Raw genomic sequence first — 17,230 nt, 5'->3', positions numbered from 1 at the left:
CGTTTCAGGGCGCAATTTAGCATTAATAATTGGCAGTATGTTCTTATCAGTAGGTATAAACCTGTTTTTAGTAACACATAAAATAATTTGATGGAGGAACACTTGGCTATTTAACGCCTGTGGAATTCAAGCTACAGCTCCTTTAATTTTTGTCCAGTTTAGTGTTCACATACCACATACTTCATACAGCAGAAGATTGCTACTTAGTCATTGATGAACAAGTGAGAAACTGGAAGAACGATCCGCAGATGAACAAATATTTAAGACCGATCACCTTATTCCGACCAGGGAATTTCGAAAATTATTTATACGATGTGCTTACAAGACAGCAGGAAAATATTCTTGATTTTGAACCTGTCGTACTCGATTTGATGAAGGTGAATGCTATTGATTAAAAAAGAGTTTCTGGAGCAGAGTATTTGAGCGACGATGTTTGAGGAAAACTATTTGATTATGGATAGCCAGCTGAACCCTTTATTGCCTGCACAACTCAACTGCAATGTTGAAGCGCGTAGCAATTTTATAATAGTACTTCGATTTAGGTGACAAATCAGCTAGACAATTTCGTCACATAGGGAATGTTTGTTGGTATTTTAATCCGTGCCAATAATTAATTTTTTATAAATAGATAGTGCAGCGGGAATAAGCATTGTATAATAATGGCTTAAAGTGAAGTAGGAGGAGCTAGGTTGGTATTTTTAATTTTCATCATCATTGCACTTTTTATCATTGAACCTCGTTGGTATAATAATATCTATATTTCAGCAATTATTTTGTTAATCAATTTGCTTTATTACACGGAAAAAATATTTTTTAATCAAGATTTCAGCGAGCAGGTTGTTAACATTACAGGTTATGTATTTGTTTTTGCCTTCATCCCGCTTGTTATGGCGACGATGTCCGTTTTAACTTATTTTAATAGTAAAGTTTTACTTGAAAAGGAAGGGCGCAAAAAGTCGAATTTATTTATTGGTTTGATTGGTGTTGCAGTTAATATTGTACTAGTCTACTATATTTATTCGATGTATCCGAATACAGGCAATAAGTATAGCGAAGCCGGATTTTTTTATGTGTTGGGCTTATTTGTTTACTTTACAATGATGTATTCGGCAACGGCCCTTTACGTAGTACTTTATAATTGGCGACCGATTGCTTATAAACCAGATTACATAATTATTCTAGGGTCCGGCTTAATTGGTGACCAAGTACCGCCACTTCTTGCAAGCCGAATTGTAAAGGGTGTCCAGCAATATAAAAAATACGGTGGATATCCTTTAATCATTACATCAGGGGGCCAAGGAAGTGACGAGAAAGTAGCCGAAAGCTATGCAATGAAGCAATATATTCATAAGCATTATCCTGATATTCCAGATGAGGCAGTCGTCATGGATGACCAATCGACAACAACATATGAGAATATGCTTTGCTCGAAAAAAATTATTATGAAACGATTTGGCGCGAAAGCACGGGGAATATTTGTATCGAATAACTATCATATTTTGCGCGCTAGTTACTATGCAAAACGAGCAAAGTTAAGAGCAAATGGAGTAGGCTCAAAAACGGCTTTTTACTATGTGCCCAATGCATTTACACGAGAGTTTATTGGGTTACTCGAAATGTTCAAGTGGCGTCATATTGCACTCGTTGTATTGTTCACTATTTTTTCGGTTTTAGTATTTCGCACAATGTAATTACGCACACACCTTAAAGCAGCAGTAATTACACTCAATGCAATCTATATGGCAGGCGGTATACATGGAGAAGGGGAACATCCTAAAAAAGATGATCGTACATTTGATATATACGAGCCTGATTATAGGTTTAGTGGATACAATATCCGGTTTGAGTTCCCTAGGTGGAGTTGAAGAAAACCATACACTGGTGGAAGAGGTTTTCTCTATGACCGACAACTTTTCAATGCACTGAATTGGAAAGAAGTTGTGTCAACTGACGTGATTACCTATATTTATAAATCATATGGAATAAAGGAAGTAGTATTTTATTAGCTTTTTAGTCATATGATGTCGGTTTAAAACCGATATCATATGAATGAAAAGCCATCCTTTACTGCATGAATTTTGCTAAAGGATCAAATAAATAGCGAAGAAGTGTTATAGGTCCGGGCATGTTTTCGAGATTAAGAAAGGACAGGATAAGTGACAAAACCAGAAGTACGGAAACTGTAATTTTATCAGTCTTCGGCGCTTTCTTTAGCTGCTTCCAATCATATAAGACAATGGACCAAATACAAACTTGAAGGATACATACCGTCAACCAATCTAATTGCATTACTCTTTTACCTCGTTTCTTGGAAGTGCAACGGGCGGCCCAATATAACCCGGCCCTTTTATTTTTGCATTTACATGAATGTTTACCTCGACCTCTGGGAATTTTTCATCCCAATTGTCTTTGACTTTACTCCATTCTTTTGGGTATTTTTGATGAAATCGTCTACCGAAATTGGCCACATCCGCATCAAACTCATGTTGGAGCTTCTTGACTGTCTCTGTTACTCGTTCCTTTAAAGCTATTTCATATTCTTTTTCGACGATTTTCAGGACATCTTTGTTCATAAGATTTAAATGAGTTTCGTTTTGAACAATGTCTCCGTTAATCGTAAAATTAAGATTCATTATCCAGTTACCATCAATTTCGGGGCTTATTTTAACCTTACCTGCAGTTGGTGTCATAGAAATTTCCCCGTCTTCTCCTTCAATCTGAACAGAAATTGTACTTCTCTTTACTTCGTCTTTTAACCACAGCAAGCCGCGCGTTTCCTCTTTATTTAACATTCCTACCATTTTATCTTTTTTAAAAATGGCAGCCCCGTCAATAACAGGAATTGTTTCATTGGGTTTTTTTGATTGTTCTGTTGATTCAAGCTTTTTTATATAGGGCATTGAAACACTTTCACTAGTTCCCATTAAAGCCATATCGACATCTCTTAACGTTGTTTTGATACCGGATTCTTCTTCTGCCGATTTTCTGAGTGCCTCACCAGAGTATCTTTCTAAAGGTGGAACCAATGTCAAAATTTCCATTGCTTCGCCTTTACTTACAAATAGAAAAGCATTTCCGCGAGGGCCTGGATGACGAGCCATGAAGTCTATTTCACTTCGGATACCGTTCAAGGCAAGTTCCTCTCCGAAAATATAGATTTTACATTGCCCCCAGAAGAGTCTTCTCGGGACATTTTCTTGCAGGTTGGAAATCGCATGGGCAAGATTATCACCTGTTCCTTCCCGAACAAAAGTAGAACCTGCACTTGGATCCTCACCGCCTTGACCAGATGTGATTGTACGAGGGATAAATATTTGGACTGACACTCTAGTTTTTCCGTCATCTAAGCGATCTATTGCAGTGGCGGTGATAATTCCCAGGTCCTGCAATTCCACTCTACCCCAACAACCGGAAAGGAGGGGGAGGATAAAGAAAAGCAATAAAAATAGATGGTGTTTCTTCAACCGCTTTCACTTCTTTTTCTGCATGCATAAGCAATCAGCAGTAAAAATAACGGCAGAATAGTCTGAACAACTACAAAATAAAAAGGCATAATAGAGGTCATATAGTCTACCAAAACTACTAAATTCGAAATGTCCCAATAACTGAAGAAAATTATAAACACGCTTAGAGGAAACACAATGAGTCGATAATCTGAAAGCCGAAAAAGCTGTGCAAGCCCCAAGCTTGATACATATAAAAATATGGATATTTTAACAAAGCTCCCCAAAACCCAGGAAGCCATGATAATTACTTCAAAGTTCTCGAAAAATCCTAATACGTTGATGGCACGGACGGCTGAGTATACTGGATAAAATTGATTGGCAGAAGACACTCCCAATAGAGTGAGAACAAAAAAGTTAACGTATAACAGCATTAGCATAACGTAGAAGGATGCCCTCATTCCGGATTTCAAACCTTCTTTTGAGTTCTTAATGAAAGGGAAAATAAAGGCTAAAATAAAAAACTCACTAAACCAAGCTTGATGTATAAAGCTGCCCTTCATGACAGGGAGTAATCCATTTTCTAAAATCGGAAGCATATTAGAGACGTCAATATCCTTAATCAGAAAAAGCAGGGATATCGCTGTGCTTAGATAAAGCGTCGTGCAAATAACAGCCGCCCTTGCAATCACCTCAATTCCACCACGTACGGCCATTGCACTGACTAAAATAATCGTGACGGAAATTAAGACGGTAGGCGTTTCCAGCAGTACGTTTTTAGTGATGAAGTCGGAATACTGTCTGACTATTATCCCTGTATTATGAATATAAAAGGAGATTAGAAAAAAGCCGAATATCTTTCCTGACAGCTTTCCCAAAATCTCCTCACTATATTGAACAGGGGTCATCTTCGGAAATAGTTGATGGAGCTTCCAAGCAATAAACACCGTTAGAAAACCTAAGAAAGAGCCTGCGATTGGTGTCATCCACATATCATGCTGGGCAAATTTAGCGGCTGCGGATGGAATGGATAATATACCGGTCGCGATTATAGTCGGAACTAGTAAAAGTTCCATTTGAAGGGCTGAGATTTTTCCTTTTTCCAACAAAATATTTCACCACCATCTCATCGTTCGTTATCATTATGGACCAGGCTTTAAATTCGTTCCTTGTCTCGTTTCATTAAACTCGCCGGTTAAGTGCGGACGCTTGTTCATTTTCCATAAAGGAGAACGTAAAATTGTATCTCTCAATGGATGTTTTTGCAGTGTGTTGACCGGGCTTAAATATGGAATTCCAAATGATCTTAATGTGGATAAATGGATAATGAGCATAATGAATGCAAGCATCACTCCAACTAATCCTAAAACGCCTGCTAGAAGTATAATAGGGAACCTTAACAGTCTAATGGCCAGACCGACCGAATAACGAGGGACCATAAAAGAGGCGATTCCTGTGATACTGACCACGATAATCATAGGGGCAGAAACAATACCTGCCTGAACCGCTGCCTGTCCAATCACAAGTGCACCGACAATACTAACAGCAGAACCGACCTGTTTAGGAAGACGTATTCCAGCTTCACGTAATGCTTCAAAGGCGATCTCCATGATAATTACTTCTACAAGGGCAGGAAAAGGTACGCTTTCTCTGGCAGATGCGATACTTAGCAGTAAGTCAGTTGGAACCATTTCCTGATGAAACGTCGTAATTGCGACATAAACAGAAGGGAGAAACAAGGCGATTACCAGAAAAAGAAAACGGAGCGTTCTGATAAAAGACCCAATCCAAAACCGTTCGTAATAGTCTTCCTGAGATTGAAAAAGACTGAAGAAACTCACCGGTACAATTAATGCAAAAGGTGTCCCATCAATCATCAAAACGGCTCGGCCTTCCAGTAAGTTAGCACAAACTACATCTGGTCGTTCCGTATACAATACTTGCGGAAAAGGCGAATAGGTACTTTCTTCAATGAATTGTTCGATGTACCCGCTTTCCAGCACCCCATCAATATCAATGCGGTTAAGCCGATTCTCTATTTCTTCAAGTAAGGTTTTATCTGCTAACCCCTCAATATAAGCAATGGCTACCTTTGTCTTCGTATATTTGCCGACAGTGACGTTTCTCATTTTAAGTGCCGGGTCTTTAATGATACGTCGCATTAAAGAGGTATTGGTACCAAGTGATTCGGTGAAACCTTCTCTTGACCCTCGAATAGCAGTTTCGGCTTGGGGTTCCTCAATCGAACGCTTTTCAAATTTTACTAGTCCCAAGGATAAAGCTTCCTCTGATCCATTCAATAGCAGAATGGGGTTTCCGCCGGAGATTGCATCGACACAGGCTACGTACGTAGAAACCATATTTATATTTGCAATTGGCATTCGTTTTTTAATAGAAAGAAGCAAGTTTGTTTCATCAAAATCGTTTACATTCAATAGTGTTTCAAGAATTTGATCTTCAAGCTTTTGAGTATCAGTTAGTCCTTCAATATAAATAATAACAATATCGTTCTTGCCGGCAGTAAAAGAACGAAAAATCACATCAGGGCTTTCCTGATATAAAGAGGAGAAAAAATTTATATTTACTTCAAGTTTCTTTGATAATGGGATGTCCTGGGTTAATTTTTTTTGTGGTACATCATACTCTTTTTCCTTTTTCTTTAATGAACGCGATCTAATACTAATCACCTCAAATTCCGTCAAAAACATTACTATAAATCTAACCTAGATATATCATAAATATACAAACGGGAGACAATGAAGAGAAATCAGAATTATTTAGATGAGAAGATTAAATTAGAGTTAGTAATGATTTTAAAGAATCGGGCGCGGTTGGGTAGTGACCCCTTAAAGTTAGTGTTTATAAATATACGATATAGGGGGTGGCCTTCGATATTTCTATAAAACATGCAGGTTGCGAAAATATTAATGCAATTGATTTCAATGAAAATCGCTAAATGTTATCTACTACTTTTGTGGAAGCAATAACTTCTGGCGGGTCTTCTTGCCAATCCAACGAATCAGCCGACCAGGCAATCACGAGGTACACTCTTGTGTGGGGAGGAAAAGATCAACTGATTACGATGGCAAAGATAGAAACGAGAGTTAATGAGGTAGCCGAGAAAACGGTTACTAAGGGTATGGGGTATAAAAATATAAAACTGTGGAGTATACTGGAATAATAAAGGTTAATGAAGAAGAAAGAGATATTAGCAGACAGGTTTTTAAAGGATTGATATCGATTATAGGAGAATTGATCCTGATACTGGCATGACAAATTTTCAATTAATGAAAAAAGGAAGAGCACTCATTTGGAAAGACGGAACGGTTATAGAGCTTCATCATTTAAAATGGTATTAGGTAGTTTCAGCCACAAAGTAATGAACCAGCTCCGCAAGTATTAACGCTGCTACTTCAACAATTTATGCCATATGTATAAACGATTGTTCAAGTGCAAAGGCACAAATATTGATTTAACAATCCTCGTGCCTTTGTGGTGTATTCCCAAAATTTCATTTGGGAACGTTATTTTGTATTAGTAATTCAGCACAAAACTTTGAATAGCTACATACATTGAAAATGCAAATACACCTATTAGCATCCAACCCGATAATTTTTTATCTCTTTTAAATTCTTGTAGTCCTGCTAAGAGCATTGATAAGCCTAAAAACAAAATCACATATGCTCCTAATTGGAAATCCTGCGTTATTAAACCATAGCTAGCTAGAGCTATGGTAATAATTGAAAATAAAATTTGCAAAAACTTTAACAAGATTATCATCCCTTCAAATTAACACTTTAACATTGAATTATAAATCTCCTTTAAGCATTCCCAAATCGGGATTTGGTAACTTTGTTTCACTTAACGTACAAAATTTCCGATACGTTAGCTTTATCCCAAATATGTATTATCTGCTAAGGAACCAGATTACTAATAAAACAATGGCAATTATTCCCCATATAAGGACTTGCTTATTTTTCACAGTTTACACCTCCATAAATATCTATCTAGGATAGATTTAATATATCATTCACGACCCCTTTATTGTAATAATTGATATATTTTTCAAATTCTTTGAAGTAGAGAACTTCAGAAAGTTCAGCGCATCATGAAAGAGATGGGGTGGCGCTATTCTGTAAAAATGAGCAGTCCTTTTTCATTATATGGCCAAATTGGTAGAGTAAATAAGCATTCGCGTTAATATTTTATATGCTCAGATCATTTAATATATTGATTACTCACCAGCAAATCCTGCAGTAGCTCAGTTGGGATTTCAACCGTGACAACGCCCATAAATCCTGGTGCAATTTCGTAGTCGTTAAAGGACATGACCAGCTTGCCGGCATCTGTAATATAAAAGTTTTGCTCGGGTGTAATACCTTCAAAAACACCCATTGTTTCGTCGAAATACTCTGTTCCGCCAATCCAATACAATTCATCGCCCTTTGTTTTAATCATCCGGTTTCGTAAATCGTCCTCAATATAGGTATTAATAATCTCCAAATAGCGATCATCTTTAAACAGACTTGGCAATGTTATCACCGTCTCTGATTTTTTATCAATCGTCGTGTACTTCATCACGGTAGAAGAAGAAACAACCGTCACTTCTACGTAACGGCCAAATGACAACAGGTCGTCCGTATCTGTTTGAACGATGTAGCCACTGTTGACGGCCATATTGCCAGCTTCCATATTCTCTATTTCTGTTTTGAATTGTTCATACAGTTGCTTGCCTTCCTCTTCATATTGCTTATTTAATGCTTGAATTTCACTCGATGAACCAGAGATTTGAGGGACTTTAATGTCAGCTGTATATTGGTCTTTTTCCAATTCATACTCTGTAAACGTCAGCACTTTTACGACAGAACCGATGATAGGCACGTCAGCTAAATTTTTTGCCAGTGTGGGACTTGTGTTAAGACCCGCAGTAAATAAAAGCGCCGCAGCTGCAGCAGATGCTAAAAAAATGGGCATTTTTCGTTTTTTCTTCGGTGGACGCTGTAAATTTTTCGCCACGACGATCTCTAGCTCTTTTGGAATGGGAATCGCTTTGTATTGATCATTTAGTTGTTTAATTTTTTTATGCATGACGGATTATTTCCTCCTGTTCCAGCTCAATTTTTAATAGCTTTAAAGCTTTATATAATCGCGATTTAGCTGTGCTTACGGGAAGCGTTAAAATGTGAGCAACCTCATCGATTTTTAAATCTTCAAAATAGCGCAGTATAATGACCTCTTGCAGCTGTATAGGCAGTTGCTGCAATGCTTGATGTAAGTCCAGGTTTTCATATGTATCATGCTCGGGCAATTGCTGTAAAACCTCGTCACCAACTAATAACACCCGATTATGCTTACGTAAAAAATCAATTGCCGTACGTACCAAAATTGTATAAAACCAGCTTTTCATCTGTGCAGTATCCGTTAATTTCTCAAGTGCCAGCCATCCTTTTTGTATACTGTCCTGCACGATATCAAGCGTATCCTGTTCATTTTTTGTATAGCTAAAGGCAAGTCGATAAATAGACTGTTGCTGCGATTGAATAAATGTAATAAATGCTGCTTCTAATGGTTCTGTCATTCCTTGATTCTCCTTTTGTGATATCCATACATATAAGACGGATAGAGATGTATAAAAAGTTTAAACTGAAATTTATTTTATGGGATTTCTATAGAACAGGGAGTAAAAATGTAAAAGTTCTTTGGACAAAAGGATTTAGAACATTTATACTGTTTGTTGTTCCTTTATATCTAATTAATAGTAATAATTATAGATTTTATTACAGCTTACTAATTGAAAGGTAAGGACTAAATTGTATTAAAATATTTTTCAATGGTACAAAGAATAAAGAAATTAAATGGAATCGCCCTTATTTCATCAATCGGTGGGATGGGCTATTTCAAGTTTAGGAAAATATTTATTTTTTTAATTTACAAGCAAAATATGTATTTAATAGTAAGGAAGAGTGTTTTGATATGAAACGTTTTAAATTAAAGCTGATAATAGTGTTATCTATAGTATTAGTCATATTCTTTATGGGAATAAGTATGTATACTTCCTATATAAAGATTGGAGATACAGTGGAAGATGCGATTGCTAACCAAAATCTTGAAGCTGCCAAATCCATTGCAAAGGCGATTGATCTGGAAACGTATGAGCGATTTTTAAAAGAACGGAATCGTGATGAAGATTATTGGACAATACGACATTATTTGAATGATGCCCGAGAAAAACTAGGTGTATTATACGTCTATACTATGGAAATAGACAATCCTACAACATCGAAAGCTTTAATTGTAGGTGAACCTAAAAACAAGGATAATCCAAATGATTTTCCAATAGGTGAAGGGTGTACTGTACCGGAAGCCCAAGTGAAATTAGCGTATGAGGAAGGAAAGCAATTTGTAACAGGGATCCTGGAAGATACGAATTATGGTCATCATTATATAACGGTTGGGACGCCTATTATGAATGAAAAAGGGGAAATCATTAGCTACCTTGGCATTGATATTAGTTCGGAAACACTTGACGGGATTAAAAAAACAGTTATTAACAGTAATATTTTTCTATTAGTACTCAGTGGACTTTTTGTTATTATTGTTATTATTTCTTTCTTACTTTTACAAAAGTGGTATCAAAAAGAAGTTGGAAATACGGAGGATACGTATCAAAAGGAAATTAAAACGTTAATTGCTTCTGTCTCATCATTTAGGCACGATTATATTAATCATATCCAGGTTTTACATGGCTTTCTGCATATAGGTGAGGTAGATCAAGCGACAAAGTATGTCGATTCTTTGTCTAAAGACATACAGACAATTGAATCCATTAAATTGAATCTTGATCACCCAGGATTAGCGATATTACTGCAAACAAAAAAATTAACATGTCAAAATCAACAAATTGATATACAGATAACCGTTGATGATAATCCATTTGATAACATAAAAACGATTGATTTAATCAATATATTATCGAACATAATTGATAATGCGATAGAAGCAACAATGGAGTTGCCAGAGGAACTACGTAAAATTACAGTTAGCTGTAAAGCGGACGAGTTATATTATACGTTCTCGATTACGAACGCTGGGCGAAAGCTACCTGACATAAATCAAATTTTTAAACAAGGCTACTCAACGAAAAAGGTAGAGAAAGGAAGAGTTAGAGGACAAGGTTTGTTTATTGTTAAAGAAACAATTAATAAATACAATGGAACGATTACACTTGATACAATAAACGAAAAAGAGACAACAGCGATTGTGAAAATCCCTATTAAGTAAATAGAAAAAGGTTATGGTAAAAATTCAAATAATAAAATGTACCATAGCCTTTTTTAGTGGAAATAAGCTTTTAAAGTAGTGTTTATCGTGATATATAGGAAACGAAAAAAACCTTCAAAGTGTTAGTACATTAACATTTCGAAGGTTTTTTAGTAGGAGGTGTGAAGGTTTTTTATAAAGCTGCTTTAGAGATAAATTTCCTTAGAGTCAAAACTAATGGAGCAATTAAGAAAAGTGAAAAAGTCCAGCCCCAATGCTGTCCTCTATTCAAAAGTAATCAGTTCTGTTAAATCATTAATTTCACCGCAAGGATATAAGTACTTAAATTTGACCTTTGCTTTATTCAGCAAACGGACCATATAATTTAAGAACGTCCTCTTTTTTAAGAACTGCTTGGGAACTAGTTTTTAATGAACTCGAACATTTTCACGATAAAATTATGAGCTTAAAAAATATTTCACGAAATGAAACCTTTATGCTAAAACCTTACTCTAAGTTAGTAGGATGGAATGAAATGGATCAGTACATACAACAAGCGCTTGCTGGCGATGAAAAGGCGATCTGTCACATAACGATGATGTATAAGCCTAGATTACTCGCTAAAGCATATGCATATATGAAAAATAAGCAGGATGCGGAAGATATTGTGCAGGAAACGTTTATAAAAGCGTTCGGTGCACTGCCTCAGCTGAAAGAACCGAAATACTTTGCGACATGGCTATACAAAATATTGATTCGGGAAAGCTTTTTGGCAATGAAAAAGAAGAAGCGCACGGAGCTGTTAGAGCTAGAAATCATGGAACAGCTTCAGTTATTAGACCAGGAAAACAGCGAGGATTACAGCGAGTTACATAACGCAATTGAAAGCTTAAAAAAAGATTACCAAATGGCGATTGTATTGCATTATTTTTATGATTTGGCTGTTTTCGTATAGATTGTGGCTTTCTTGACCATACTTTTAAAAGGTTGATATAATCCTGTCAGGAGGCGGTAGAATATGTGGTTAGACGTATATGAGGATTTTAGTGAATTAACAAAATCAGAGCAATTGGCGTTGTTTAATGCAATGAAACATGACTTGTTTCCAGACGAACCAGATAAAATTACGAGACTACTTAAAAACATTCGTGAAGCCCGATTTGCTTCTGGTTTCGGTTGTGTTCATTGTGGTAGCACATCGGTTAAACGAAATGGTAAATATCGTTCAAGACAACGCTATCTGTGTAATGATTGTGGGAAAACGTTCAATGACATGACGAACACGCCATTTTCAGGCTCTCGATACCCAGAAAAATGGGTTAAATACATTGAACTAATGATAGAAGGATATACTCTACCAAAAATCGCTGAAAAACTTCAAATACACATTTCTACTGCGTTTTATTGGCGACATAAAATCCTAATTGCATTGGGGAGTATTGGTTTTAATCAACTACAAGGTATCGTTGAAAGTGATGAAACCTTTTTTCGGGAGTCTATGAAAGGCTCTGAAATTACTCACAGGAAATCAAAGAAACGTGGGGAAAAAGATGGGAAAAGAGGGATTTCTAATCTCAAAATTGCGGTTGTCGTAGCGCAAGACCGCAACGGTAGCGTGATTGCTCGGAAAGCAGGAACAGGTCGTGTAAAAGCCGAAGAAATCGACACTGTGATTGGTGGATATATTCACCCGTCTGCTTTGTTATGTACTGATACTGCAACGAATTATAAAAAGTTTGCAAAAATCAAAGGTTTGCAACACGAAACTGTCAATGAACGACAAAAACAGCGTGTAAAGAAGGGCATTTATCACATCCAGCACGTCAATAATTTTCATAATCGCTTAAAAGGTTGGATGGAGCGGTTTCAAGGAGTTGCAACGAAATACTTGGATAACTACCTCTATTGGTTCCGTTGGCTTGAATTAGGGAAACATTTAGCACTTGATAAACGCGTTGAACAAATGCTTATTTCAGCATGTCAAAAATCCAATTACACAACCGTTGAATTGTTCCGTAGAGCATAATTAAAGACCTCTATATTAAATATCAGAGGTCTAAATGTAATAATTTAACATTTTGGATTATTTCGAGTTTGTGTTGTATTTAAGTAAATAGTACTTTACCATCATCAATTTCGTTTTTAAAATTCGATTTCCATTTTTCCATCTCTATACTCTACAAATGGGTCTTCGCTGCTTCCAATAACTAATTTTCCATCTACTATAATAGCGTTTTCCTTCATTACAAACGGCTCCCCGTTTATTTCTCCTTCAACTTCTAAATGATGCCAAAACGAATGACCATCCTCGTATTCCACATCTACAATTTTAAAATCAGTGATTTTGTATTTTTCCTTTTTAAGAAATTCCATTTTTTCTAAGTAAATTTCCAAGGCTTCCTCGTTAGATAATTTTGTGCCTTTCATTGGCTGTGTATCGTATATCCTTAATTGTTCAAATGCTTTATCGTTTTCCTCTTTTATGAACGCTTTATAATATTTTTCAATTACCTTTTCGGCTTTAATTTCTGGATAGTTATCTAATAGATAAAACCCAAAAACTCCAGCCAATACAAAAATTACAATAAAACTAAAAAGAAAAATTTTTTTCATAAATTACCCCCATGTCCTTCTAATGTATTAACCATTGTTTTCTTTCTATATATGACGTTACTATATTAAATGAGGTTCTAAAAGAGAATCTATTGCAAAGAGCCACAAACTTTAAGAAAACAGCCTATGATTTTAAAGTGTTGGAAATCGCGGAAATGCTAGGGAAGCCGCACAACACAATTAAAATGCATCTGCACCGCGGCAGAAAAGCGATACGCCTGAAGCTAGAGAAAACGATGCAAAAACCATTACGACAAAAGGATGTAAAACGCATGTTAAAAGAACAGTTATTGGATTTAGCTAAGCAATATGGAAATGTACCTGTATACTATGAGCTGGAACTTGAAAATTATCTAGAGGATGGAATCTCTTCGTTCATGTGGAAAGGGCCAAGCAAGGATGAAGTAGTATTTATGCGTTTAGATGAAAAAGGCCGACTTGATGATTTTGCGAGAAGTGCCACAAAAGAAGGTGCACCAATTACTGAAGAGATGAAGCTTGAAATCGCTCAGCGGCAGCTACGGGTACATTACCCGGAAGCACTTTCGTATTATACATTAATAGAACAAGCTAAAAAGGAAGCGAGTACAAGCTTTAAGTTTGGACAACTTGTTAGCGGTTTTCCATTAGACGGTTTTTATTGTGTTATTGAAGTCACAAATCCAGGTGAGGTTATTCAGTTCACATATACAGGCTATATGGAAAATCCTCCAGAGATGCCAAAGAAGCTTTATCCAACTGAGCGTATTTTAAATAAATTGTACGAAGGTGAATGGTTACTTGGTGCTGCAAGCTTTAATGAAAAATATGATTCCGTTCCAGAGTCAGGTATATGTGCAATTTATGAATCAGAGCGATTAACGCAGGCCTATGATACGGTGACAGGCAAACTGTTTCTTGATGATGACGATGCGTCAACGCCAAGCTATGTGCCGTTTCCTAAAATAGAAGCGATGCCAAAAAAGGCCAAAATTGAAGAAATTATTGGCATTAATGAGGAATGGGAGCAATATGAAGAAGATAGCATGTGCATGGATGAAGCGTATGAAGAGCTTAATTGGCGTCCTAAAGGCTGGAAAGATTCCGAGGGGAAGTCATACGAGCATTACATGAAAAGTAAGTTTGAAAATCGGATAAAAGTTAAAGTGGATAAACGGACGAAGCGTTTAGTTCGTTTCATGTGGTTAACGGAAAATGAAGGTGAGGCGAAGCTTTCTGAAGAGGAATGCTTACAAATTGCCGCGCGCTTTATTCAAACATACTATCCGGAGTACACCCCATATTTATATGTAGAGGTGAAAGAGGAAGGAGATCTGGAGAAAAACCGCGCCTTTTTCCGATTTGTAGTGCATAAAGATGGATTATTCGTTGAAAATGAATTTTTCCATATAAATATTTGTAAAAAAACAGGCGCTATTTTGATGTTCTCAGCAGCGAATATTGCAGTAGAATTTATCGAAAAGTTTGAGCTAAAAGCAATTAAGCCGATAAAAGATTTGCTGCCGCTAAAAGGCTTGAAAGTTCAACTGGAGTGGGATAGGGTGTTCGGAAAAACAGAGCAGGATGAGAACGAAATGCGCCTTATTTACCGCATTCAGATGGCGGATGGTACTTTTATAAAAGGGATTAATGCGGAAAGCGGAGAGATTATTTATAGTTTAATCTAACCAATTAAATGGTTAGATTTGATACAACCCTTATGCAACAATCTGGGCACATTTCTTGATCATAACCAATGTCCATAAAAAATGCACGGAATGTTGATTTAACAACATTCGTGCATTTTTAATGTTTCTCGCTTGTTCGACTTAACGATAGCTACTGTTACCATTTAAATCGGTAGCTGTAAATCCCGGGCAAACTGAGTTGATTTTAATAGGAGAATCTCTTAATTCTTTAGCAAAGAAAACGGTTAAAGCATTTACAGCTGATTTAGAACTATTGTTGACGAGGGAATTCACATTATAGAATTCCGAAGCTGGGTCTGAATTCAAGGTAAAGGAACCTAATCCGTCTGGAAAGATTAACAATTCTTCCGGAAGCAGAATTTTTGAGCAATGGGAACATCGCTTTTGTTACAGAAAATATACCAAAACGTTTGTCTCAAAAGTACTTTTGGGAATGGACAATGCCCTTTATTCACTTAAAGAGTCCCATTGTGTGTAGATTGAATATTTAAATCCCTTATAATTTTTCTAACTAAATATAGACAAAATAAAGTTTTTAACGTTTAATAAAACTTAAAAAAAACAAGCCTTTTGGGATTTCGATAGGTTTTAGAATAGAGGAGAAATCATGGATAAATTAAAAAAATACTTCGGTCAATTGAATATGACTTGGTCGAGAGTATTTCTTTTAGCTGTTATTACAGCGGTATATACCGCACTTATCAATCAGGTGTCATTTTTAAAAGATACCTCATTTCAAGATATCGCTATTTATGTTGACTGGTGGATTCTTTTTGCTGTATTCATTATTGTGAACTGCGAAAAGTGGTGGGAAGCAGCACTTAAATGCTTCGTGTTCTTCCTTGTTAGCCAGCCTCTAATCTATTTAATTGAGGTGCCGTTTTACGCGCAAGGGTGGGAGATATTCCGCTACTATGATTACTGGTTTAAAATCACACTTCTGACCCTGCCAGGTGCTGTGATAGCATTCCAACTTAAAAAGAAAAACTGGCTTAGCGTTCTAGTTTTATCCGTGGCAACAGGTTATCTTGCTTACGCTAGCGTCGATTATTTCAGAGCTGCAATGACAAATTTTCCGAATCATCTCCTCAGTGCTGTATTTGCCCTTGGCTTAGCGATTTTCTTCATATTTGTTTTACTAGATAATAAAAAGCATCGCATTGCGGCTCTTTCGGTCTTAGCTACGGCACTTATTGTTTTTGGTCTATTTACTGGACCAGATAAGACAGAGGAAATATTTCTTGAGGAGGGAAGTTGGACTTACTCGATGGAGGATGAGACCATTGTCATGATAGAGATGACAGATGACAACCATGCCACTTTGACAGCAAAACAGGATGGTACTACTTTCATCCGCTTTGAAAATACTGAAGGTACCGAAATTAACTATTATGTTACTGTAAGCGGTGGTGGTATTTGGATTAATCTACTTGACGAAGACTAACTGTTCTACCTAGCGTAATTTAAATATAAATTGGATTTATGTAAGCTAAATGTAATTTGTTTATATCCTAAGGCGATGTTCAGCAATCAGGCGCGATTCTTCAATAAGATGAACGCGCTTTTCCGTTATATGGGCGCTTTTCTTGAACAAAAAAAGTGCTTTATTTATTTAAAATGGACTAAATTCATCATCTTTTTGACTGAAAAATGTGTAAATGGTAAAGTGGTAATATTTCAAGGAGGTATTAGGAAATTGAAGAAAATATATACAGCAGGATTGGCATTATTTTTATTAACTGCCTGTTCATCAGTACAAGAAAATGCTTCACCAAATGCAGAACAGAATACGAATACAGAACAAAACACGAATGTACAAGACGAAACGCTTGATCTCGCAGATACTTTAACTGGTTCGTATAACGGAATTTATATCGATAAATATAATGAAAATTTCGATAAAGTTGCGGAACAAATTGCCCTTTTCGGAGAGGATTTCGAACAATTTTTAAAGTTGCTGCAAGAAACGACTTTAATTAAAGAGCCATTAGAAGAATATCCTAAATCGGATGAATATTACACAATTATTGTACAAGGAGATAAGGATGTAACGACTATACATATAGAAGAAGAAAATGGAGAACCAATTGTATCATTACCAACGAATGATGTTTTTCCAACAGCTCCACGTAAAGCAACAAACACTGATATTCTCGATTCCATTAAAGCATTAGAAGCCGCAGAAACAGCAGAAGAATAAAGGGACGACGTGTTAGAACTTATAAA

The 17,230-nt window shown here is 36.3% G+C and carries 16 protein-coding genes; 8 read left to right on the top strand and 8 right to left on the bottom strand.

Features of this window, described 5'->3' with window-relative positions; translation table 11 throughout:
• Positions 1-149: 149 nt before the first annotated feature.
• Positions 150-395 carry a conserved phage C-terminal domain-containing protein gene (locus MKY51_RS09350; protein ID WP_339171274.1) on the top strand — a complete coding sequence of 82 codons (246 nt, stop codon included), beginning with the start codon at positions 150-152 and terminating at the stop codon, positions 393-395.
• 294 nt (positions 396-689) lie between these two features.
• The gene (locus tag MKY51_RS09345; RefSeq protein ID WP_339171272.1) at positions 690-1,691 is read left to right on the top strand and encodes a YdcF family protein; all 1,002 of its coding nucleotides are present in this window, start codon (positions 690-692) and stop codon (positions 1,689-1,691) included.
• Positions 1,692-2,288: 597 nt separating this feature from the next.
• Here the strand turns inward: MKY51_RS09345 and MKY51_RS09340 are convergent.
• From MKY51_RS09340 to MKY51_RS09315, 6 genes are all read right to left on the bottom strand, one after another.
• Positions 2,289-3,464 carry a Ger(x)C family spore germination protein gene (locus MKY51_RS09340; RefSeq protein WP_339171269.1) on the bottom strand — a complete coding sequence of 392 codons (1,176 nt, stop codon included), beginning with the start codon at positions 3,462-3,464 and terminating at the stop codon, positions 2,289-2,291.
• Entirely contained in the window at positions 3,461-4,552 is a 1,092-nt protein-coding gene (locus MKY51_RS09335; RefSeq protein ID WP_339171266.1) for an endospore germination permease, read from the bottom strand. Before MKY51_RS09335 ends, MKY51_RS09340 begins: the two co-directional genes overlap by 4 nt.
• 33 nt (positions 4,553-4,585) lie before the next feature.
• Positions 4,586-6,151, bottom strand: a complete 1,566-nt coding sequence (locus tag MKY51_RS09330; RefSeq protein ID WP_339171264.1) for a spore germination protein — start codon at positions 6,149-6,151, stop codon at positions 4,586-4,588.
• 826 nt (positions 6,152-6,977) lie between these two features.
• Entirely contained in the window at positions 6,978-7,214 is a 237-nt protein-coding gene (locus MKY51_RS09325) for a DUF3953 domain-containing protein (RefSeq protein ID WP_339171261.1), read from the bottom strand.
• Positions 7,215-7,661: 447 nt separating this feature from the next.
• Positions 7,662-8,531, bottom strand: coding sequence for an RsiV family protein (locus MKY51_RS09320; protein ID WP_339171259.1), 870 nt, complete (start codon positions 8,529-8,531; stop codon positions 7,662-7,664).
• On the bottom strand, positions 8,524-9,021 hold the full coding sequence (locus MKY51_RS09315) for an RNA polymerase sigma factor (protein WP_339171256.1): 498 nt from the start codon (positions 9,019-9,021) through the stop codon (positions 8,524-8,526). Before MKY51_RS09315 ends, MKY51_RS09320 begins: the two co-directional genes overlap by 8 nt.
• A gap of 467 nt (positions 9,022-9,488) precedes the next feature.
• Here MKY51_RS09315 and MKY51_RS09310 point away from each other — a divergent pair, with 467 nt between their 5' ends.
• The 3 genes from MKY51_RS09310 (at position 9,489) to MKY51_RS09300 (ending at position 12,729) form a co-directional block, all read left to right on the top strand.
• On the top strand, positions 9,489-10,724 hold the full coding sequence (locus MKY51_RS09310) for a Spo0B domain-containing protein (RefSeq protein ID WP_339171252.1): 1,236 nt from the start codon (positions 9,489-9,491) through the stop codon (positions 10,722-10,724).
• 514 nt (positions 10,725-11,238) lie between these two features.
• Positions 11,239-11,658 (top strand): sigma-70 family RNA polymerase sigma factor, encoded by a 420-nt coding sequence (locus tag MKY51_RS09305; protein WP_339171250.1) that lies wholly within the window; start codon positions 11,239-11,241, stop codon positions 11,656-11,658.
• Between the two features lie 63 nt (positions 11,659-11,721).
• Positions 11,722-12,729 (top strand): IS1595 family transposase, encoded by a 1,008-nt coding sequence (locus MKY51_RS09300; protein WP_339171247.1) that lies wholly within the window; start codon positions 11,722-11,724, stop codon positions 12,727-12,729.
• A gap of 116 nt (positions 12,730-12,845) precedes the next feature.
• Here MKY51_RS09300 and MKY51_RS09295 read toward each other — a convergent pair whose 3' ends face one another.
• Complete coding sequence (locus tag MKY51_RS09295; RefSeq protein WP_339171246.1) at positions 12,846-13,316, bottom strand: hypothetical protein; 471 nt, start codon at positions 13,314-13,316, stop codon at positions 12,846-12,848.
• A 92-nt stretch (positions 13,317-13,408) separates the two neighbouring features.
• On the opposite strand from MKY51_RS09295, the gene MKY51_RS09290 reads away from it, so the two are divergent.
• A complete protein-coding gene (locus tag MKY51_RS09290) occupies positions 13,409-14,983 on the top strand; it encodes a YcdB/YcdC domain-containing protein (RefSeq protein WP_339171245.1) in 1,575 nt (524 codons plus the stop codon).
• Positions 14,984-15,124: 141 nt separating this feature from the next.
• Here MKY51_RS09290 and MKY51_RS09285 read toward each other — a convergent pair whose 3' ends face one another.
• Positions 15,125-15,277, bottom strand: a complete 153-nt coding sequence (locus MKY51_RS09285) for an SDR family NAD(P)-dependent oxidoreductase (RefSeq protein ID WP_339176603.1) — start codon at positions 15,275-15,277, stop codon at positions 15,125-15,127.
• A 334-nt stretch (positions 15,278-15,611) separates the two neighbouring features.
• Here MKY51_RS09285 and MKY51_RS09280 point away from each other — a divergent pair, with 334 nt between their 5' ends.
• Together MKY51_RS09280 and MKY51_RS09275 are read left to right on the top strand one after the other, a co-directional pair.
• A complete protein-coding gene (locus MKY51_RS09280) occupies positions 15,612-16,448 on the top strand; it encodes a hypothetical protein (protein WP_339171242.1) in 837 nt (278 codons plus the stop codon).
• 252 nt (positions 16,449-16,700) lie between these two features.
• Entirely contained in the window at positions 16,701-17,204 is a 504-nt protein-coding gene (locus MKY51_RS09275) for a hypothetical protein (protein ID WP_339171239.1), read from the top strand.
• The last annotated feature ends 26 nt before the right edge of the window (positions 17,205-17,230 follow it).

It is taken from the genome of Solibacillus sp. FSL R5-0691, assembly GCF_037974225.1.
Lineage (GTDB): Bacteria > Bacillota > Bacilli > Bacillales_A > Planococcaceae > Solibacillus.
The sequence above is the reverse complement of the archived record's forward strand: the minus strand, read 5'-3'. Positions and strand labels throughout refer to the sequence as shown.

Bases quoted from the DNA above. Each gene is read 5' to 3' on its own strand.
- MKY51_RS09330 (WP_339171264.1), bottom strand. From the start codon at position 6,151: ATGTTTTTGACGGAATTTGAGGTGATTAGTATTAGATCGCGTTCATTA.
- MKY51_RS09320 (WP_339171259.1), bottom strand. From the start codon at position 8,531: ATGCATAAAAAAATTAAACAACTAAATGATCAATACAAAGCGATTCCC.
- MKY51_RS09315 (WP_339171256.1), bottom strand. From the start codon at position 9,021: ATGACAGAACCATTAGAAGCAGCATTTATTACATTTATTCAATCGCAG.
- MKY51_RS09310 (WP_339171252.1), top strand. From the start codon at position 9,489: ATGTATACTTCCTATATAAAGATTGGAGATACAGTGGAAGATGCGATT.
- MKY51_RS09305 (WP_339171250.1), top strand. From the start codon at position 11,239: ATGGATCAGTACATACAACAAGCGCTTGCTGGCGATGAAAAGGCGATC.
- MKY51_RS09300 (WP_339171247.1), top strand. From the start codon at position 11,722: ATGTGGTTAGACGTATATGAGGATTTTAGTGAATTAACAAAATCAGAG.
- MKY51_RS09295 (WP_339171246.1), bottom strand. From the start codon at position 13,316: ATGAAAAAAATTTTTCTTTTTAGTTTTATTGTAATTTTTGTATTGGCT.
- MKY51_RS09280 (WP_339171242.1), top strand. From the start codon at position 15,612: ATGGATAAATTAAAAAAATACTTCGGTCAATTGAATATGACTTGGTCG.